Consider the following 16936-nt stretch of genomic DNA (forward strand, 5'->3'; position numbering starts at 1 on the left):
ACCCCTCGTCGGGAAATACTAGAATTAATTATTTTAAAATCCAGCCAAATGCCGTTTGGATAACAGTATCCATGATAAAGAACAATGCTGCAAATAAAATAGATGTTTCAATTACAACTAATGTATCTTTACGCAATTGTTTTTTTGTTGGCCAAGTTACTTGCTTCATCTCATCAGCAACGCTGCGGAAAAATTTCATGTTGATACCCTCCTCTAAATCTATTTCGTTTCTTTATGTAACGTGTATTGATTACAATATTTACAGAATTTATTGATTTCTAAGCGTTCGCCACGTTTACCTTCACTAACGGATTTAGAATAGTTGCGAGAGCCACAAACGGAACAAGCAAGAGCTGCTTTCTTTGTTGCCATGTTCTTCGACCTCCTCTATTCACAAATTTACTTCTTAACAGTACCATTATTCGAAAAAGTTGTCAAAGTTTAATTTACTTTTTAAAGAAGCGCTGTGCCGATTCTTACGTAATTTTTTACCATTATCGCGAATACGTGCTTGATTTCTTTTATAAAATATCTGATTTTTCTTTATTTTCTATTTATTTTAACAAAATTGCTTTTATTCTGAGGTCTCAGCTATTGTTTTCTGCTAAGTTATGATATGATAAATTTATTAAAAATGAACCCTTAGGAGGCCTGTTTATGTTATTAAAATCTGTAGTTATTAAAAAAGATAATTTAACAACCGTCAATGAATCTTGTACTCTAGAAGAAGCTCTTTCTATTTTAGAAGACTCAGGTTACCGTTGTGTCCCAATTTTAGACGAATCTGGAAAAATTTTCCGAGGAAATATTTATAAAATGCATATTTACCGCCATAAAGCAAACGGTGGCGATATGAGTTTACCTGTTACCTATTTGTTAAAAAATGCCACAAAATTTATTTATGTCAACACTTCATTTTTCAAGGTATTTTTTACTATTAAAGAACTACCTTACATTGCTGTTCTAGATGAAAATAATTATTTTTACGGCATTTTAACACACAGCACCTTATTAAATATTTTAGCGCAATCTTGGAATGTAAAACAAGGGAGCTATGTTTTAACGATTGCTTCAGTTGGTCAACAAGGCGACTTAGCAGCCATTTCAAAAATCATTGCCAAATATAGCAGCATCGCCAGCTGTATTACATTGGATGTCGATAGTGAAGAATTTGTTCGTCGCACACTTATTACTTTACCTGCCGGCACAACTGCCGAAACGTGTACAGCCATTGTAGAACATTTAGAGCGGAAAAACTTTAAAGTTGTAGAATTGGAAAATTTAGAAGACGAGTAAAAGAGATGACTCACTTATCTTGATACAAATAAAAAGAAATGGAACAGATGACAATACACAATCTGCTCCATTTCTTTTTACGTTTGTCTTTTAATATATTTTTGGAAAAAAATTAGTATCAGTATGCCGAACAGCACTATAAAATAGTTTGCTACCGAAATCTTTAACAAAGGTATATTTAGATAATCTACTATTTTTTTAGGAACATACATCAACAGAAAAGTTGTTAGCAAAAAGAACATCCTATTACTCTTTTTATTGGCGTAATACGCACTCATAAAAGATATACCAAAAATGATACCAAAAAAAGTTGTATAAAAAGTGATTTCTGATTCTTTTTTAACAGCTAACTGAACAACTCCTAGAATAACCATCACTATAAATAGAATTAGTAATGTGTAATTAATCCAATAAAAAAACAATCGTCGCATTTAATCACTTCTTTTCCTAAAATTTAAAAAGTACGATGCTGATAACCAATCAAAGGGGCACCTTTGTAACGATAAACTCCTCGCTTATAGAGCGCTACCCAACCGTTTCCATTACTATCAAAAATTTTTGCCAACCTTTCTCCGGCAGAAATTCCACGAGCACCCATATATCCGAAAACGAAATCAGCAGCAGCTCTCGAAATTCTAAAAAGAGAAGCAAAGTAACCTATCCAAGAACCTAATCCCATATATCAACAATTGTTGCAAAAACATTTCTACCTACTGCCAAATGGGTATAAGTCCACGGACCATTATAGATTCTTTGCAAAGGATTATAATCTTGTATTTTTTCTTTTTCACTATCAAAACTACCAATAATTGGTGACGTCTCTGTTTCAACCTGGTACGTTCCGTCTTCTAATAAAATACTTTTTTGTACAATAATATTTTCTCCTGTATTAACGACTGATAGAGTTTGATTATTTTCGGTATCATTAATTTTTGTAGCCAGAACAACGTCATCTTCCCCAATAACTGTTTTTACTTCTTCGCCGGAACCTGTATCTTCATACGAGCTTATATTAATAACCTCCGTACTCTTTTCAACAAAAGTATCAAAAACAGGAGCTGATTCATTTGAAGAAAAAGTTTCTCCTTCAGTAATTCCATCGCTGCTTACACTTGAAGTATCCTCTGCCAGAACTGTTACACTAGGAACTATTATCGTGCCAAATAAAATCAGGGTTGCTAAACAAATCAATTTTTTCATAATAAACATCTTCTTCTATCAATCTTATATATACAACAAGTATATAAGTTCATTGTATCACATTCATTTTAAAAAAAATAAGTTTTTTCTCGTTATTATCAAATCAAAAACTAATTGTTTTATCCCTTAAAACAAATAATCTTTATTTAATAAGTATAATTTTCTATCGAATATTTAGAGCGCAAAAACTTTAAAGTTGTTGAATTAGAAAACTTAATAGTAACCTAAAAAAGAAGTAATGGTCTGTGAAGTAGGAAACAGACCTGAAAAACATCTGTCAATCAGCTTGTTATATTTAGCTCTTGGCATCTCACTCCAAAATAAATTGTTTATCGCATATAATAGGTACGTCTTATGATGAACTTACTTTGGAAATCATTCGAGAAGCAACAATCCAAATCGTTCCAATTGTGCGGGTATTATTATTGGCGATTTACTTAGGACTTTTGCTACCTTTTCAATCCCAGAATTATCTCCATTCACTTGAACATTTTAAAAATCAAAAGAGCCTGGGACAAAAATCACTGTGGATTTTTGTTCCAGGCTCAAAACCTGATAAACGGTGGGAACAGAAGCAACACTATGCATCGCTTCGATCTCAACAACTTCTAAGATGTTTTCTCGACATGCGTCTCGTCACAGTATAGCCTTCAAAAGAGCTACAGCTCTAAGAGTTGTGATGTTTAACTGTGAGACATGAACAGATGACAACATCGTGCCTACTTAGTTCTTGGAGTTAAACACTTCTGTCCCGTCCTCTTTGGGCAACTAATGAAGTACTTCTAGACTTCTTCACCAATAATTCGAACTTCCGTTTGTAATTCAACATCAAATTTTTCTTTAATCACTTCTTGGATATGTGCAATTAATTCCACATAATCTGTTGCGGTTGCATGATCGATGTTAACAATAAATCCCGCATGCTTTTCGGAAATTTGAGCACCGCCCCATTTTAAGCCTTGTAAGCCAGCGTCTTGGATTAATTTCCCTGTAAAATGACCAACAGGGCGTTTAAAGACACTGCCACAAGAGGGATACTCTAGCGGTTGCTTCAGTTCACGAAGTTCCGTTAATTCATCCATTTGGGCTTTAATTTCTGCATGATTCCCTTTTTCTAAAGCAAACGTAGCTTGCAAGACAATACAATGTAATTCTTGAATTTCACTATGACGATAACGGAAATTCAGGTCTTCTTTCGTCATTGTTTGGATAGTTCCATCTGCCAACAGCACTTCTGCAGATTGGAAAACATCTTTAATTTCCCCGCCGTATGCTCCAGCATTCATATAAACAGCACCACCGACACTTCCCGGAATGCCACAAGCAAATTCAAAACCAGTTAAATCAGCTGCTAAGGCTTCGTAGGTTGTATCAATCAGCTTGGCACCAGCATCCACAATCATGGTGGTACCGGCTACTTTGATTTCTTTCATTTCTGTTAGCATAATCACGACATCGCGAATACCGCCATCACGAACAATCAAGTTGCTAGCATTGCCTAATACTAACCATGAAAGTCCTTGTTCTCGGCAATACGCCACAATCTCTTCGACTTCTTTTTTTGTTTTGGGTAAGGCCAACACATCAGCTGGGCCGCCTGTTTTAGTAAAGGTTACGTTTTTTAATGGTTCATCTACTAATAAAGTAATTTCGTTTAATGTTTCTAACATAGCTTTAGTGTTCACGAAAGTTAGTCCTTTCTTTTCAAAATATCTGTCTTATTCTAGCATGATAGAAAGAAAGTTGCTAGTCCTCTTTAAAGAACATGCCGTTGTTGTTGGCGTAGCATTTCTTCACATAACGCATGACTTTCATAGACTTTTTCTTGTTTTAACTCTTGCTCTTGCGGTTTTTGAATGGCCTGAATGAAAGCAGTAACCATTTGGTAAAAACCTCTTTTTTCCAATGTTGGCGTCCAATCTCCCATCTCTTTTACTTGGTATTCTTCTTCTGTTTGGATGGTCAAATGCGTTAAATTTTCCAAGCGATAAGTACCTGTGGGGCTGGTGACTTCAAAAGTTTCTGTATTGGCCCCAGAGTGTAAATCCATGGAACAAACAATCGTTGTCTGTTCGGTTTCTAATTGTAAAATTGCTCGTTTTAAATGACCGTTTTCTTCCACTAATTTTGACTGCACCACGTGGAGCGGTCCTTCCGCTAAATAAACTGCGGTATCAACGACATGTAAAAATAAATCATACATCATAAAACTTGTTTCTCTCGTTGTATTGATGCGGTTCTTTTTAATAAAAATTGTTTGTTTTTCAGGAATATTTTTCAATACTTCCGTATAAGGGGCAAAACGACGATTGAAACCAACCATCAGGCGCAGATTTTTTGCTACTGCCAATGCTTGTAATTCTTTGACTTCAGCAAGCTCTTCACTTAAAGGTTTGTCCACAAAGACGTGAATACCAGCCTGTAATAATTGGCGAACGACTGCACCATGCACTTTTGTGGCTACATGGACAAAGCAAGCATCAATCTTTGCTTCAATCAATTCTTCTATGGTCCCAACGGTTTCTGTAAAGCCATACTGATCAGCGATTTTTTGTCGTGTTTCTGGGTTCCTAGTTGCTAATACAAACTCTGCCAAGTGGCGGCATTCACTATAAGTTGGCAAATACGCTTTTTGTGCAATATTTCCTAAACCAATGACTCCAATTTTCATTCGTTTGTCCTCATTTCTGCTCTTTTTACTATTTTATCATAGACTACTTCTTTCCAAAAATCAGTCATTTTCTCTTTTTCTTTTCAAGTATTTAAAACTTCTTTAAAAAGTATTAGAATAGAAGAAAGCACCAAGCGACCTTTTCTTTGGTTCTGGTTTGCACTGAAACGAGCAAAAGCGTTTCTTATTTGAAAGGAGTTTCAACAATGAAATGTATTTCTTGGAATGTCAACGGCTTACGAGCGGTTGTTAAAAAGAATTTTATGGATGTTTTTAATGAATTAGATGCAGATTTTTTCTGTTTACAAGAAACAAAATTACAAGCTGGGCAAATTGATTTAGAACTTCCTGGCTATCATCAGTATTGGAATTATGCCGAAAAAAAAGGCTATTCTGGCACAGCAATTTTCGCTAAAGAAGAAGCGTTAAGTGTTCGCTATGGCTTAGGTATCGAGGCTCACGATCAAGAAGGCCGCGTGATCACTTTAGAATATCCAGAATTTTTCATGGTCACTTGCTACACACCAAACTCACAAGCTGAACTAAAGCGTTTAGCTTATCGAATGACATGGGAAGATGCGTTTCGTGCCTATTTAAACGAATTAAATCAAGAAAAACCCGTCATTCTTTGCGGTGATTTAAACGTAGCTCATCAAAAGATTGATTTAAAAAATTGGAAAACCAATCAAAAAAATGCGGGGTTCACGCCTGAAGAACGGCAAAAATTTACTGAGTTATTAGACAGTGGTTTCACTGATACATTCCGTTATTTTTATCCAGAAGCTGAAGGCATCTACTCATGGTGGAGTTATCGCTTTAACGCACGAAAAAATAACGCAGGATGGCGGATTGACTATTTCGTTGTGTCAGAATCCTTGAATGAACGTTTAGTCAGTGCTAAAATCCATACAGATATTCTTGGTAGTGATCATTGTCCAGTGGAAGTTGTACTTGATTTTTAAGTGTTACTCAACGCGTTGAAAGGAGTTTTTTTAATGAACTTTTACGCTTTTGACTTTGAAACAGCTAGTTATGATAAACATAGTGCCTGTTCCATTGCAATTGTTAAAGTAGAAAATAGTCGGATTGTGGATGAATTTTACACGTTAATCAAACCAGAAACACCTTTTTTCTGGCGGAATACGCAAATTCACGGCATTCATGAATCAGATGTTGTCAATGCGCCCAAATTCCCTGAAGTATGGCAACAAATTCAGCATTGTTTTCAACCAAATCGGTTAGTGGTCGCTCACAATGCAAGTTTTGATTGTAGTGTTTTGGCTGGCTGTTTAGATTACTATGGCTTAGAACAACCTAATTACCTTTCTTTATGTACAGTCAAAACGAGTCGCAAACTGTTTCCTGAATTTCCTAATCATAAATTAAATACCGTTTGTGAAAACCTCAATATCACTTTAAATAATCATCATGATGCTTTAGAAGATAGCCGTGCTTGTGCCGAAATTCTTTTACAGCAAGAACAACGATTTGGGGTTGAACCTTTAAAAAAATTAGTATTGGTGAAATAATCCAGTTCTTGTTTCCAGCGAAGGCGTTATCTCTTTCAGTGGCTAGTTGGCAGGAGATAACGTCTTTTCTTTTACATAACTTTTCCGCTAAAACAAAAATTTTTCAGAAAGGACGCGATGATGTATTCGATTCTTTACTTATTCACAGACTCTCTCAAAAATGCGTGGCGCTCAAAAAACCAATTTAGTACGTTGATTCTTATCTTTATTATTAGTTTTCTGACTTTTTCTGCTCTATTATTGACTTTGTTGTTTTCTCGATGGCTTTCACAAATGATTCTTCTTGATAATTATGCAGTGATTCCTCCCTTGACAATTTTCAGAGGTTTGGCTGGAATCAGCGCTGGAACACTCTTTTTCTTCCTGATTAGTTATATTTGCCGAACTTTCTTCCTAACTTTTTTAGAGCAAAAAAACGACTTACTGATCTTAGCTCTTTTAGGTACGACAAAATTACAAATTTTAATTAGCTATGCCTTACAACCCATCTATTATTTGATTTTTATTTTGCCTTTAGCTGCTTTTCTAGCCAATAAGCTCATTCAACAGTTTATCCATGATTTTTTCAGCGAGGTACCTGGTTTAATGCATATCGATAGCTACATGCAAGGTATCTTTTTACCACTAACAGGAAGCCTATTGTTCATTTGCTGTTGTGTCTTTTTAATTCTTTTTAGGAAACTCAATAGCCTAATCAAAAGAGATACTTGACTAACTATGCGAAAAAAGTGAGAAATACGTCATCTCGACGTATTTCTCACTTTTTTGAATGGCTTAGGTCTTTAGGCTAATTACTTTTTTCCGCCTCTTTTAAGCCAAGGCTTCAATAATTTCGGTCATTGTTTTTGAACCAAAAATCATTTGTTCTCCATCAATTAGCATTGCTGGAACGCTCATAATTTTCTTTTCTTTTTTCAACTCTGGAAATAGACTAATGTCCACCATTTCTGCTTCCACATGAGGATTAATTGATGCAATACGTTGGCAAGCCGCCACGACATCGGGACAGAAATGACATGTTAGTGAAACAAAGATTTCTATTTTTCTTTTTGGCAATGCAAGTATGTTCTTTTGCAGACTTGCTTCTAACGGCTGCCCCTCGCTGCCGACATTATAAACCGCCAAAACCAACGAGTTTACTTCATGGCCACTAGGAATACCACTAAATTTAATTCCTGTATAGTTTCCTGCCGCATCTAAGAGCACAACGCTAGGCATTTTTTCAATCCCATACAGCAATTCTTTGGCTGGCTCAGTATCTTTCAAAATCGTTTCTAAAGTAATCTTCTGATCCAGACTTGCAAATTCTGTTAAGAATGACTGAAGTTCCAATGATTTTTCATCACTTGCATCCAAAAACTGAAGCAATGTCACTTTTTTGGTTAGTTTAGCGAAAATACCGCTTAATTGTTGGCGCATACTTTCTGGGAACCACTGATGCTTACCAGTAACTTTCGCTGGCTGTTTTTCTTTTGGTTGCTGACTGCTTGTTTCAGGGGCAGATTGATTAGCTAATCGTTCAGTCATTCGCTTCGTTACAATCGATTGGCCCGCCTGTGTTTTTTGTTCTGTCACGTAACGTTGCGCATGAGTGGCGGCAATTGCACCGTCTGCAACCGCCGTCACAATTTGACGTAATTCTTTTATTCGTAAATCTCCTGCTGCATAAACTCCGGGAATATTGGTTTCCATATTTTCAGTTGTTGGCACATACCCACGGTCTAAGGCAATTTTTCCTTCAAAAATTTCTGTACTTGGTTTATTTCCAGCAAAAACAAACAGACCAAATGTACTGTCTTTTGGCGCTTCATAAACCGTTTCTTCTCCCGTCTGGTTATTGACAAACACAGCTTTTCGGACAAAATCATCTCCCGTAATTTCTTTCACTTCTGTGTTATAAACAATCTTAATTTTCGGGTGATTTTTAGCCGCCTCCGCAGTTAATTTTGCACATGTAAAATCAGGTTCTCGGATAATCATCGTTACTGATTTACCGTAACGTGTCAAATAAACGGCCTCTTCCGCTGCTGCATAACCGCCACCAATCACAAAAATATCTAGGCCTTGGAAAAACTCCCCATCACAAGTAGAACAATAGGCCACGCCGCGTCCTGTAAATTCACTTTCACCAGGGAAACCAATTTTACGAGCAGAGGCCCCTGTCGCAATCAATACTGCATATGCTTGGTAGGTTTGACTCGCCGATTGAACAGTTTTTATCGTTTGACTAAAATCAACATCAATAATCTCGTCTTTTGTAAAAGCTACACCGAAGTCTTGTGCTTGAATGCGCATTTCTTCCATTAGTTCTGGACCTGTTGTGTGACGAATCGCTGGATAGTTCACAATTTCAGAAGTCGTCGTTACTTGTCCACCAATTTTGTCTTTTTCAATAATTAAGGTATCCATCATTGCGCGACCTGCATAGATACCTGCAGATAAAGCAGCTGAGCCGCCACCAATAATAATCAAATCGTAGATTTCTTCTGTCACTTGCTTCTCCTCTTTCTTCTGTGTTTCAGAAAAAGAGCTGAACAAAACATTTTCTCTGTTTTATCCAACTCTTTGACCTCTATTTACAAAGCGAATTTAAATTTTACCAACTAAATCTAAGCTTGGCGCAATTGTTTCTTCTCCTGGTTGCCAATTGGCTGGACAAACTTTATCACCATGTTCTGCTACAAATTGAGAAGCTTCTAATTTACGAACAAGTTCTTCAGCATTACGACCAATACCCATGTCGTTGATTTCATAAGATTTGATCTCACCTTCTGGACTCACAATAAATGAAGCACGGTAAGCCATTCCAGAAGCTTCATCTAAAACGCCAAAGAAACGAGCAAGTTGACCGTTGGGATCGGCTAACATTGGATATTTAATTTTTCCAATCGTTTCTGTAGCGTCAGCCCATGCTTTATGCACATAATGACTATCTTCTGAAACAGAGTAAACCTCACAATTTAATTCCTGTAAATGCGCATAATGCTCTTGCATATCCCCTAATTCCGTAGGACACACGAAAGAAAAATCAGCTGGATAAAAGAAGAAAATACTCCATTTTCCTAAAATATCTTCTGTTGATACTCGTGTAAATTCACCATCGTGATAGGCATCACATTCAAAGTCAAAAATTTTTTGATTAATTAAATTCATTGTCGTTCCTCCTCTGTTTTTTTACTCTTTAAGGATAACAGTTTATAATTATTCCGTCAATAGAATAATTATAAACAAACGAGGTTTTATTAACACATAACACTGTCCTATTGAGAATTATATGATTATCATTCTCAATTAGAAATAGCGAGATAACTTTTTAAATAACATAAAAAAGAAAGCGAATCATTAAAAGAACTTGCTTTTTAATGATTCGCTTTCTTTTTGTGAATACATTCTTTAACTATCTAAAATAATCGTTTCTTTCTCTTTGGTAATTAAAATAACTCCATCACCAAGAGGAACTAAAGTAGAAGTTAAATCAGGGTGCGCCATGACTACATCTAAAAATTGGTTTAATTTACGATGAATCGCTCGATTTTTTTTCGGTACTTCCTCAGCAGGGTCTAAAATTGTCCCAGCTTGAAATACATCATCCACCATCAAAACGCCGCCAACTGGTAGCAACCGTAAACATTCAGGTAAAAATTCAATGTATTTTGATTTGGCACTATCCATAAAAATAAAGTCATAAGGTCCTTCCAACGTTGGTAGAATCTCAGCTGCTTGTCCTTCTAAAAGAGTGACCTTTTCTTCTAAGTCCAGGCGTTGGTAAGTTTTCTTCGCTTTTTTTATCATTACGTCAAAACGATCAATCGTGGTCACGTGACCATCTTCACCGACAAATTGGGCCATCAAGCTTGAAGAAAAACCAATTGCTGCCCCGATTTCTAAAATATTTTTGGGCTTTAGTTGTCCTAGCAAAAATTGTAGAAAAACTACTGTTTCGTGCGGAATAATCGGCACCCCTGCTTCATTGGCTTCCGCCTCCACTGCACCTAATTCTCCGGGAAGTTTCTTTTGTTTTGTACGCATATACTCAACCAGTTCTGGTTTAACGACTGGTCGATGCATCATTTCGTTTCTCATCACTTTCGCTCCTTTTCGTCCCTTTATTATACGAAGTCCTTGTTCCTCTGTAAAGGATTGAAATAGGATTCTTATTATTTGTTTGAAAATAACATTCACATTCTTAACTTCCTAGCTAAGTGCGGATTACTTCTTGTAAGCACATTTTTTCTTTGTTTCTGCTATTTTTTATTAAGTTTTATTCAGAAAACGTCAAAAAGTAGCCCTCAAGAACATACCTATTGATTTTTTCTCGTTATTTCTTATAAAAATATTTCTACATATGTTAATATTTTCCCTTAAATCACTATTAATTCTTGCTAATTCAAGCCCCAAAACAAGCCTATAACCTTGCTAAAATAAGAAACGTCAAATTTTACTACTTTGTCTGTAAAAATTTGATATCACAAAAGAAAGGAAATCTTGTATACTCTTTACAGATAGTGATTTATAGTGAAGCACATAACCAAATTCCCGGACTTGACTTGGTTCAAGTACATATGCAGGCGAGCTATTTGATAGTTCCCTGATAAAAATCGTTTCGACGATTTTGCACATAGCACTACCTTTCTAAAAGCTAAAAATTATTTTTAGCTAGAAAAAAGACAACCGTTTGAAACGGCTGTCTTTTTTTTAATAAATTAACCCAAGCAAATCTTCTTTTTCGATATTGCCAAAGTATTTTTTAACGTCAATTTGATCAATAGCTTCTTCTAAAGAAGCTTTATCATATTTCACGCCGGTTAAAATATCTTCAACATCTTTAATTTCACCAAGCCCAAAGAAGTCCCCAAAAATTTTAATTTCTTGAATGGCACCATCCGCCACATTCATTTTCATTTCAATTGAACCAATTGGAAAACGATGGCGACGTTCTAAGTTAAATGCAGGTGATTTACCATAATTCCAATCCCAATTGCGATAGTATTGCTCTGAAATTTTGTTAATAGCCGCCCAGTCTTGATCAGTTAATTCATACGTTTTAACTTGGTCGATCGAATCTACGCCGAAAATTTTCAAAAGAATTTCTTGGCGGAATTCTTCCGTTGTCATCTCTTGTTTATCTTCAGATAAAAATGGTTTAATGTTTGTTACCCGTGAACGAACAGACTTGATACCTTTAGATTCGATTTTATCTTTCCGTACTTTCAATGTATTTACAACTTCATCAATATCACTATCAAACATTAAGGTTCCATGTGCAAACATGCGGCCGTTGGTAGCGTACATCGCATTTCCTGAAAACTTCATATCATTAATCACTAGGTCATTGCGCCCTTTTAATTCGGCACCTTCAACGCCTAAGTCGTGCAATGCTTGAATAATTGGTTGGGTAACTTTCGCAAAATCACGGAAAGAGTTGCCGTCATCTGGCATAATAAAACTAAAATTCAAATTACCATGATCATGATAAACGGCGCCGCCGCCACTTAAGCGACGAACAACATGAATGCCGTGCTCATCTACATATTCTTTGTTAATTTCTTCAATTGTATTTTGGTTACGGCCAATAATGATTGACGGCTCGTTAATGTAAAATAAAAGAATGGGCTCATCTAAAGGCATTTCTGTTAACAAATATGTTTCAATTGCTAAGTTCACTCGTGGGTCATTATTTTCATTCGGTACAAAAATCACAATCGGTTCTCTCCCTTGGTATAGTTACTTTTTTAAATCTCAACTGTTAAATCTGGTTGGGCTAATGTCACTGGAATTTCCGTTCCAGCATAGTTTTGCGCTTCTTCACGTAGTTGTTCCAATGACCCATGTTGTGGTAAATGGGTCAACATCAATTGTTTGACTTGTGCTGCTTTGGCAATTTCACCTGCTTCTCTTGACGTAAAATGTGCATGATGTCGTTCATTACCTTCAAATAAGTACGTATCCGCTAAGAATAAATCAGCGTCTTTTGCAAAGTCTTCAAAACTTGCTAAGTAACCAGAGTCTCCTGTAAAGACAAAGACTTTGCCGGTCGCTTTTTCAACAATCCGCATCGCGTAACAAGTGACAGGATGAATCGTTTCCATGAAAGTAATTAAAAATGGTCCTACTGCCAACTCTTCTGCTTCAAAATACTCTTTCCCTTCGGAAACGTTAGGAAGCGTTAGTTCTTTGAAATGCATTTGATCTTGTGTATGGCCATATATTGGCAAAATAGGCGTCGGTTCCAGCGTTGGATAAAGCTGACGATAATATTGTAAAACACCTAAATCTGCGATATGGTCATGATGGTAATGCGACAGAATGACAGCATCTAATTTCAATGGATCTAGATAGTTTTCTAAACGCACTAATGTCGTACTGCCTGCATCAATAAGCAAATGAAAGCCTTCAGATTCTAACAAATAGGAACTCGTTCCTTCTCCTTTGTATGGATAAGCACCTAAACAGCCTAAGACAGTCAATTTCATGTGTGGACAACCTCCTTCAATACGATACTTCCATGTTACCATAAAATAACGGAAAAACGAGGTTAAAACGCTTAAATTTTCACAAAAAGACCAAAGAAAAAACCTGAACCCTTTGTCGAGATAACGAAGGATTCAAGCTTCTTTTTTATTCTTCGGCTAAACCTTTTTCTTCTAAGGCAGTTTGATAAAAACTAGCTAACGCTACATAGTTATAAGGAATCACCCATAATAGACCGATACCAATAGCTAAAAAGCCCACAATATACCAACCAATAAAAGAAAATTGTAAACATAAATATTGCCAAAAACGATTTTTCATTAAATATAACGCCTGTTTCAACGCCATCATAATTGGCAGTTCTGGATTATCAAAACGTAGCCACACAGCAAATTGAAAAACGCCACTCACAAATAAACCAATTAAAAAGATCAAGATAGTGGCAACACCAAACGCTAGGAAAAAGGAAAAATCATTTAAGAAAAAGGTCTGAATTTCCTCTGGTGTAACTGTATTAAACATCAATTTGAAATACAAGGTTGTCCCTGCCCCAAATAAAATTGGTAACAAAAATAACAAACCAATTACACGTTCAAGTACTTTTTGAAGTAGGTTGACCACAAATAGCGGACCATAATATTTTCCTTGAAAAACACTCATTAAAATATTGACCCGCACCTTTTCACCACGTAACACCTTCAAGGCTGCGTAATATAGCGCATAACTTAACGCGAATAAAACAAAAATTTGCAGTAATACTGCGGCAAAACTACTTTGAAAAACTTGATTTTCACCAGAAAATAAATTTTGCACAATCGATGTTAAAAAGCTCTGTAAAACCACTCCTAAGAAAGTTAACCAAGCCATGATCCCCCATTGCCCATCAAGGGCTCTGCGAGCATTGGCACGATGTTGCGAATTTGTTACTAAACTTTTCATTCATTCCATCCTTTCTGAAACTAATAACTAGTCAATTTAGCGACTGTTTCTTTATCTAGACGTTTCACCACTTCTGTGACTAATTTGACTGTGTTGAAATAATCATCTTCATGAATAACTGAGGTATGTGAATGCAGATATCTAACAGGCACCGTGATGGCTAATGATGGAATCCCGTTGCGCGTTAAATGCATGCGGCCAGCATCCGTACCTCCCCCTGTAATCACTGTATATTGGAAGGGAATGTTATTTTCTTCCGCCACTTGAATAACAAAATCACGTAATTTTTTATGCGGAATCATTGATGCATCATAAATCAAAATTTGTGGCCCTTCACCTAAAACAGAGTCGGCTTCTTTAGGTGTCATTCCTGGTGTGTCACCAGCTGTTCCTGTGTCTAAAGCAAACGCTATGTCTGGATTCACAAGATGCGTACTTGTTTGCGCACCGCGTAGCCCCACTTCTTCTTGCACATCACTGCCTGCAAATAAAATATTGGGGTGCCCTTCTGTCGCTAAATTTTCTAAAACTTTTAATGAAACGGCCGTACCAATTCGGTTATCCCACGCTTTTGCCAATAAAAATTTTGTATCATTCATGCGACGATAGTCAATATATGGTGTCACCATATCCCCTGGATGAATCCCCCATTCTGCAACTTGTTGATCGCTACTTGCACCAATATCAATAAACATATCTGCAATCTCATAGGGTTTGTTACGAACTTCCGCTGTTAACACATGCGGTGGTTTAGACCCAATGACACCATGGTAAACCTTACCAGTCGTAGTTTTAATCTGAACTTGTTGGGCCAACATCACTTGCCCCCACCAACCACCAACGGTTTGAAATTTTAAAAAGCCTTTTTCTGTGATTTGGGTAACCATGAAACCGACTTCATCCATATGCCCAGAAATGTAGACTTTTGGTCCTTCTTTATCACCAACATTTTTTGCAATAATACTGCCAAGGCCATCATATAAAAATTTATCCGCATACGGTGCTGCATACTTTTTAAATAACGAACGTACTTCGTCTTCATTCCCAGCAATCCCTTTAGCACTTGTTAAATCAATTAACATTTTTTCTTCTTTTGCATCCATAAAAATAACTCCCCTCAAAAACCAATTTTATCCATTATACCACGAACTAAAAAAATACTTACAAAAAAATAAATCGAGCAACGTTCTCCACTAAAAATAAACGAAAAAACAGCCTGCACGCTCGTTATTCAACGGCAGGTACAGGCTATTTTCATTGTTACGAAGCGTTTCTAGTCCGCTTCAGATAATTGGTACTTGATCCATCTTGCCTTCTTAAAATTGAGGTAAGACCAATGGATTTTGTTGTTGCCAATCTGTCTGATAAAAACGATCATCAATTTGATACGCTAACTTTTTAGACGCAGGTTGTTTCATAAATTCATCTACTTGACGATCAACAGCGAGCCAACCACGCCAACCTAAATGAATCGTGTCCGCCATAAAGTAGCGTTCATTACTACATGTTGAGAAGTCAGCAATGTTAGTAAACCCTTGCTCTTGAAGTTGATATTTCAGCTTGCGTGCTACTTGTTGCAACATATCTTGTGACAAGCCCGTATAGTCCGACCAACGTTTGTTAACAGGTGGGATTACAAATAAAACATCGACATTTTTTTCTGCTAACTGTTCTAACGCAGCTTGAAAATCACCATATTCAGGAGAAAAACGATAATCCCATTTCTTTTGTGAATGAGCTAATTTCGGTAAAACTGGTTTAATCCGTTGGCGATAAAAACCGTTACTAATTTCAAATTTATTATTATTAATGGCTTTTGCCGCAATTTTTCCAGCTAGCTGATCTAATTCATTAAAATTATAAGTGGCAGGTAATTGTTTCATATCTTTTTCAACAATTGGTTCTCTGCTAACCATGCCAATTTGGCTAAACAATTCATCTTCACGATTCAAGAAACGGAGATTCATTATAAAATAATCTCGTTGAGAGCGTTGGGGAAGTTGCCCTGCCTGCAGATTTGCCAAGGTTTCCATTAAGACTTTGTCTTTTTGAACAACTGGAAATTTAGTCAAACGTTGTGCTAGATATTGGTCACCGCTGGTTAATTCGGTTAAATTAGCTAACCATTGATAGGTTTGTAATTGTGAATAGTGTGCACCAAAACTATCATTAGGTACACCCTTTTTGACAAACCATTGCGGAGATAAAATAAAGACCGCTTTCTTATTGGCAATCGCATCGCCCATCGAATGAATGACCATTGCTTGGGTTAATGACTGTGTGCCCGCTTCTCCTAGTAAAAACGGTCGGTAGTTCCGTTGATACTTTTCAGAGAGCACACTAGGGTGGAAAGCACTAAATCGACTTAATTCAGAAGAGCCAAAAAAAGGAACATATTTACCAGAAGCCACTGCTTTGTTTTTAATCACATTGCCTTTTAAAACGTTCGGTGCCATTGACGTTGATGCTTCCTTCAACGTTTTTTCGGAAGTTAAATTGATTCTGAACGGTGCAAAAAAGAACACTGCAACCAAGACCGCTGAACAAAGCACTGGACCTAAGATTCTGATTAGTCGTTTTTTTCTAGACATTATTGTAAAGCTTCCACTTGTTGAATGATTTGTTTTGGTGTTCCCCATACTTCACGGTCAAAGTCTGATACAGGAACTTGGATTCCTAATTGTCCTTCAATTTCTACTAATAATTGAACCGTTGCTAAAGAGTCCAATAATCCTTCTTCAAATAATTGAATGTCTTGATTGTTCACAACTTCGTCTGTTCCTGTAATATCTTCTAAAATGTTTAATACTGTTTCTTGAATGTTCATTGT

18 protein-coding genes are annotated in these 16936 nt (G+C 36.4%); 4 read left to right on the plus strand and 14 right to left on the minus strand.

The window, feature by feature from the left end:
* Window positions 1-28 precede the first annotated feature (28 nt).
* Together secE and rpmG are read right to left on the minus strand one after the other, a co-directional pair.
* A complete protein-coding gene (secE, locus tag PYW42_RS11395) occupies window positions 29-199 on the minus strand; it encodes a preprotein translocase subunit SecE (protein WP_002356409.1) in 171 nt (56 codons plus the stop codon).
* A gap of 20 nt (window positions 200-219) precedes the next feature.
* On the minus strand, window positions 220-372 hold the full coding sequence (gene rpmG / locus PYW42_RS11400) for a 50S ribosomal protein L33 (RefSeq protein WP_002356408.1): 153 nt from the start codon (window positions 370-372) through the stop codon (window positions 220-222).
* Between the two features lie 285 nt (window positions 373-657).
* Between rpmG and cbpA the strand changes: the two genes are divergently transcribed.
* A complete protein-coding gene (gene cbpA, locus PYW42_RS11405; protein WP_002365057.1) occupies window positions 658-1296 on the plus strand; it encodes a cyclic di-AMP binding protein CbpA in 639 nt (212 codons plus the stop codon).
* Between the two features lie 669 nt (window positions 1297-1965).
* Here the strand turns inward: cbpA and PYW42_RS11410 are convergent.
* The 3 genes from PYW42_RS11410 to PYW42_RS11420 form a co-directional block, all read right to left on the minus strand.
* On the minus strand, window positions 1966-2496 hold the full coding sequence (locus PYW42_RS11410; protein ID WP_010816172.1) for a hypothetical protein: 531 nt from the start codon (window positions 2494-2496) through the stop codon (window positions 1966-1968).
* Between the two features lie 782 nt (window positions 2497-3278).
* Complete coding sequence (gene murB / locus PYW42_RS11415) at window positions 3279-4166, minus strand: UDP-N-acetylmuramate dehydrogenase (RefSeq protein WP_002387193.1); 888 nt, start codon at window positions 4164-4166, stop codon at window positions 3279-3281.
* Between the two features lie 86 nt (window positions 4167-4252).
* The gene (locus PYW42_RS11420) at window positions 4253-5167 is read right to left on the minus strand and encodes a Gfo/Idh/MocA family protein (RefSeq protein ID WP_002362516.1); all 915 of its coding nucleotides are present in this window, start codon (window positions 5165-5167) and stop codon (window positions 4253-4255) included.
* 206 nt (window positions 5168-5373) lie between these two features.
* Between PYW42_RS11420 and PYW42_RS11425 the strand changes: the two genes are divergently transcribed.
* From PYW42_RS11425 to PYW42_RS11435, 3 genes are all read left to right on the plus strand, one after another.
* Window positions 5374-6129, plus strand: coding sequence for an exodeoxyribonuclease III (locus tag PYW42_RS11425; protein ID WP_002367205.1), 756 nt, complete (start codon window positions 5374-5376; stop codon window positions 6127-6129).
* Between the two features lie 33 nt (window positions 6130-6162).
* Window positions 6163-6696, plus strand: a complete 534-nt coding sequence (locus tag PYW42_RS11430; protein WP_002356400.1) for a 3'-5' exonuclease — start codon at window positions 6163-6165, stop codon at window positions 6694-6696.
* 120 nt (window positions 6697-6816) lie between these two features.
* Entirely contained in the window at window positions 6817-7407 is a 591-nt protein-coding gene (locus PYW42_RS11435) for a hypothetical protein (RefSeq protein ID WP_002362508.1), read from the plus strand.
* Between the two features lie 99 nt (window positions 7408-7506).
* On the opposite strand, the gene PYW42_RS11440 is transcribed toward PYW42_RS11435, so the two are convergent.
* From PYW42_RS11440 to dltC, 9 genes are all read right to left on the minus strand, one after another.
* A complete protein-coding gene (locus tag PYW42_RS11440) occupies window positions 7507-9189 on the minus strand; it encodes an FAD-dependent oxidoreductase (RefSeq protein ID WP_002362507.1) in 1683 nt (560 codons plus the stop codon).
* Window positions 9190-9285: 96 nt separating this feature from the next.
* A complete protein-coding gene (gene ahpC / locus PYW42_RS11445; RefSeq protein WP_002362506.1) occupies window positions 9286-9849 on the minus strand; it encodes an alkyl hydroperoxide reductase subunit C in 564 nt (187 codons plus the stop codon).
* Between the two features lie 240 nt (window positions 9850-10089).
* Window positions 10090-10779: an O-methyltransferase gene (locus PYW42_RS11450; protein ID WP_002381418.1), complete on the minus strand. Its 690-nt coding sequence runs from the start codon at window positions 10777-10779 to the stop codon at window positions 10090-10092.
* 612 nt (window positions 10780-11391) lie between these two features.
* Complete coding sequence (locus tag PYW42_RS11455) at window positions 11392-12396, minus strand: lipoate--protein ligase (RefSeq protein WP_002356394.1); 1005 nt, start codon at window positions 12394-12396, stop codon at window positions 11392-11394.
* Between the two features lie 32 nt (window positions 12397-12428).
* Complete coding sequence (locus PYW42_RS11460; RefSeq protein ID WP_002356393.1) at window positions 12429-13169, minus strand: MBL fold metallo-hydrolase; 741 nt, start codon at window positions 13167-13169, stop codon at window positions 12429-12431.
* 145 nt (window positions 13170-13314) lie between these two features.
* On the minus strand, window positions 13315-14106 hold the full coding sequence (locus tag PYW42_RS11465) for a DUF975 family protein (protein ID WP_002362504.1): 792 nt from the start codon (window positions 14104-14106) through the stop codon (window positions 13315-13317).
* Between the two features lie 20 nt (window positions 14107-14126).
* Window positions 14127-15209, minus strand: a complete 1083-nt coding sequence (locus PYW42_RS11470) for a M42 family metallopeptidase (RefSeq protein WP_002367214.1) — start codon at window positions 15207-15209, stop codon at window positions 14127-14129.
* A 213-nt stretch (window positions 15210-15422) separates the two neighbouring features.
* On the minus strand, window positions 15423-16697 hold the full coding sequence (gene dltD / locus PYW42_RS11475; protein WP_002356390.1) for a D-alanyl-lipoteichoic acid biosynthesis protein DltD: 1275 nt from the start codon (window positions 16695-16697) through the stop codon (window positions 15423-15425).
* Window positions 16697-16933 (minus strand): D-alanine--poly(phosphoribitol) ligase subunit DltC, encoded by a 237-nt coding sequence (gene dltC, locus PYW42_RS11480; protein WP_002356389.1) that lies wholly within the window; start codon window positions 16931-16933, stop codon window positions 16697-16699. Before dltC ends, dltD begins: the two co-directional genes overlap by 1 nt.
* Window positions 16934-16936: the final 3 nt, after the last annotated feature.

The organism is Enterococcus faecalis, assembly GCF_029024925.1.
Classification (GTDB): Bacteria; Bacillota; Bacilli; order Lactobacillales; family Enterococcaceae; genus Enterococcus; species Enterococcus faecalis.

What these genes read in the sequence shown, in the direction of transcription:
- PYW42_RS11460 (WP_002356393.1), bottom strand. Translation starts at nt 13,169, where the DNA reads ATGAAATTGACTGTCTTAGGCTGTTTAGGTGCTTATCCATACAAAGGA.
- PYW42_RS11430 (WP_002356400.1), top strand. Translation starts at nt 6,163, where the DNA reads ATGAACTTTTACGCTTTTGACTTTGAAACAGCTAGTTATGATAAACAT.
- cbpA (WP_002365057.1), top strand. Translation starts at nt 658, where the DNA reads ATGTTATTAAAATCTGTAGTTATTAAAAAAGATAATTTAACAACCGTC.
- PYW42_RS11410 (WP_010816172.1), bottom strand. Translation starts at nt 2,496, where the DNA reads ATGAAAAAATTGATTTGTTTAGCAACCCTGATTTTATTTGGCACGATA.
- ahpC (WP_002362506.1), bottom strand. Translation starts at nt 9,849, where the DNA reads ATGAATTTAATTAATCAAAAAATTTTTGACTTTGAATGTGATGCCTAT.
- dltC (WP_002356389.1), bottom strand. Translation starts at nt 16,933, where the DNA reads ATGAACATTCAAGAAACAGTATTAAACATTTTAGAAGATATTACAGGA.
- PYW42_RS11420 (WP_002362516.1), bottom strand. Translation starts at nt 5,167, where the DNA reads ATGAAAATTGGAGTCATTGGTTTAGGAAATATTGCACAAAAAGCGTAT.
- secE (WP_002356409.1), bottom strand. Translation starts at nt 199, where the DNA reads ATGAAATTTTTCCGCAGCGTTGCTGATGAGATGAAGCAAGTAACTTGG.
- PYW42_RS11450 (WP_002381418.1), bottom strand. Translation starts at nt 10,779, where the DNA reads ATGAGAAACGAAATGATGCATCGACCAGTCGTTAAACCAGAACTGGTT.
- PYW42_RS11470 (WP_002367214.1), bottom strand. Translation starts at nt 15,209, where the DNA reads ATGGATGCAAAAGAAGAAAAAATGTTAATTGATTTAACAAGTGCTAAA.
- PYW42_RS11425 (WP_002367205.1), top strand. Translation starts at nt 5,374, where the DNA reads ATGAAATGTATTTCTTGGAATGTCAACGGCTTACGAGCGGTTGTTAAA.
- PYW42_RS11465 (WP_002362504.1), bottom strand. Translation starts at nt 14,106, where the DNA reads ATGAAAAGTTTAGTAACAAATTCGCAACATCGTGCCAATGCTCGCAGA.
- murB (WP_002387193.1), bottom strand. Translation starts at nt 4,166, where the DNA reads ATGTTAGAAACATTAAACGAAATTACTTTATTAGTAGATGAACCATTA.
- PYW42_RS11435 (WP_002362508.1), top strand. Translation starts at nt 6,817, where the DNA reads ATGTATTCGATTCTTTACTTATTCACAGACTCTCTCAAAAATGCGTGG.
- dltD (WP_002356390.1), bottom strand. Translation starts at nt 16,697, where the DNA reads ATGTCTAGAAAAAAACGACTAATCAGAATCTTAGGTCCAGTGCTTTGT.
- rpmG (WP_002356408.1), bottom strand. Translation starts at nt 372, where the DNA reads ATGGCAACAAAGAAAGCAGCTCTTGCTTGTTCCGTTTGTGGCTCTCGC.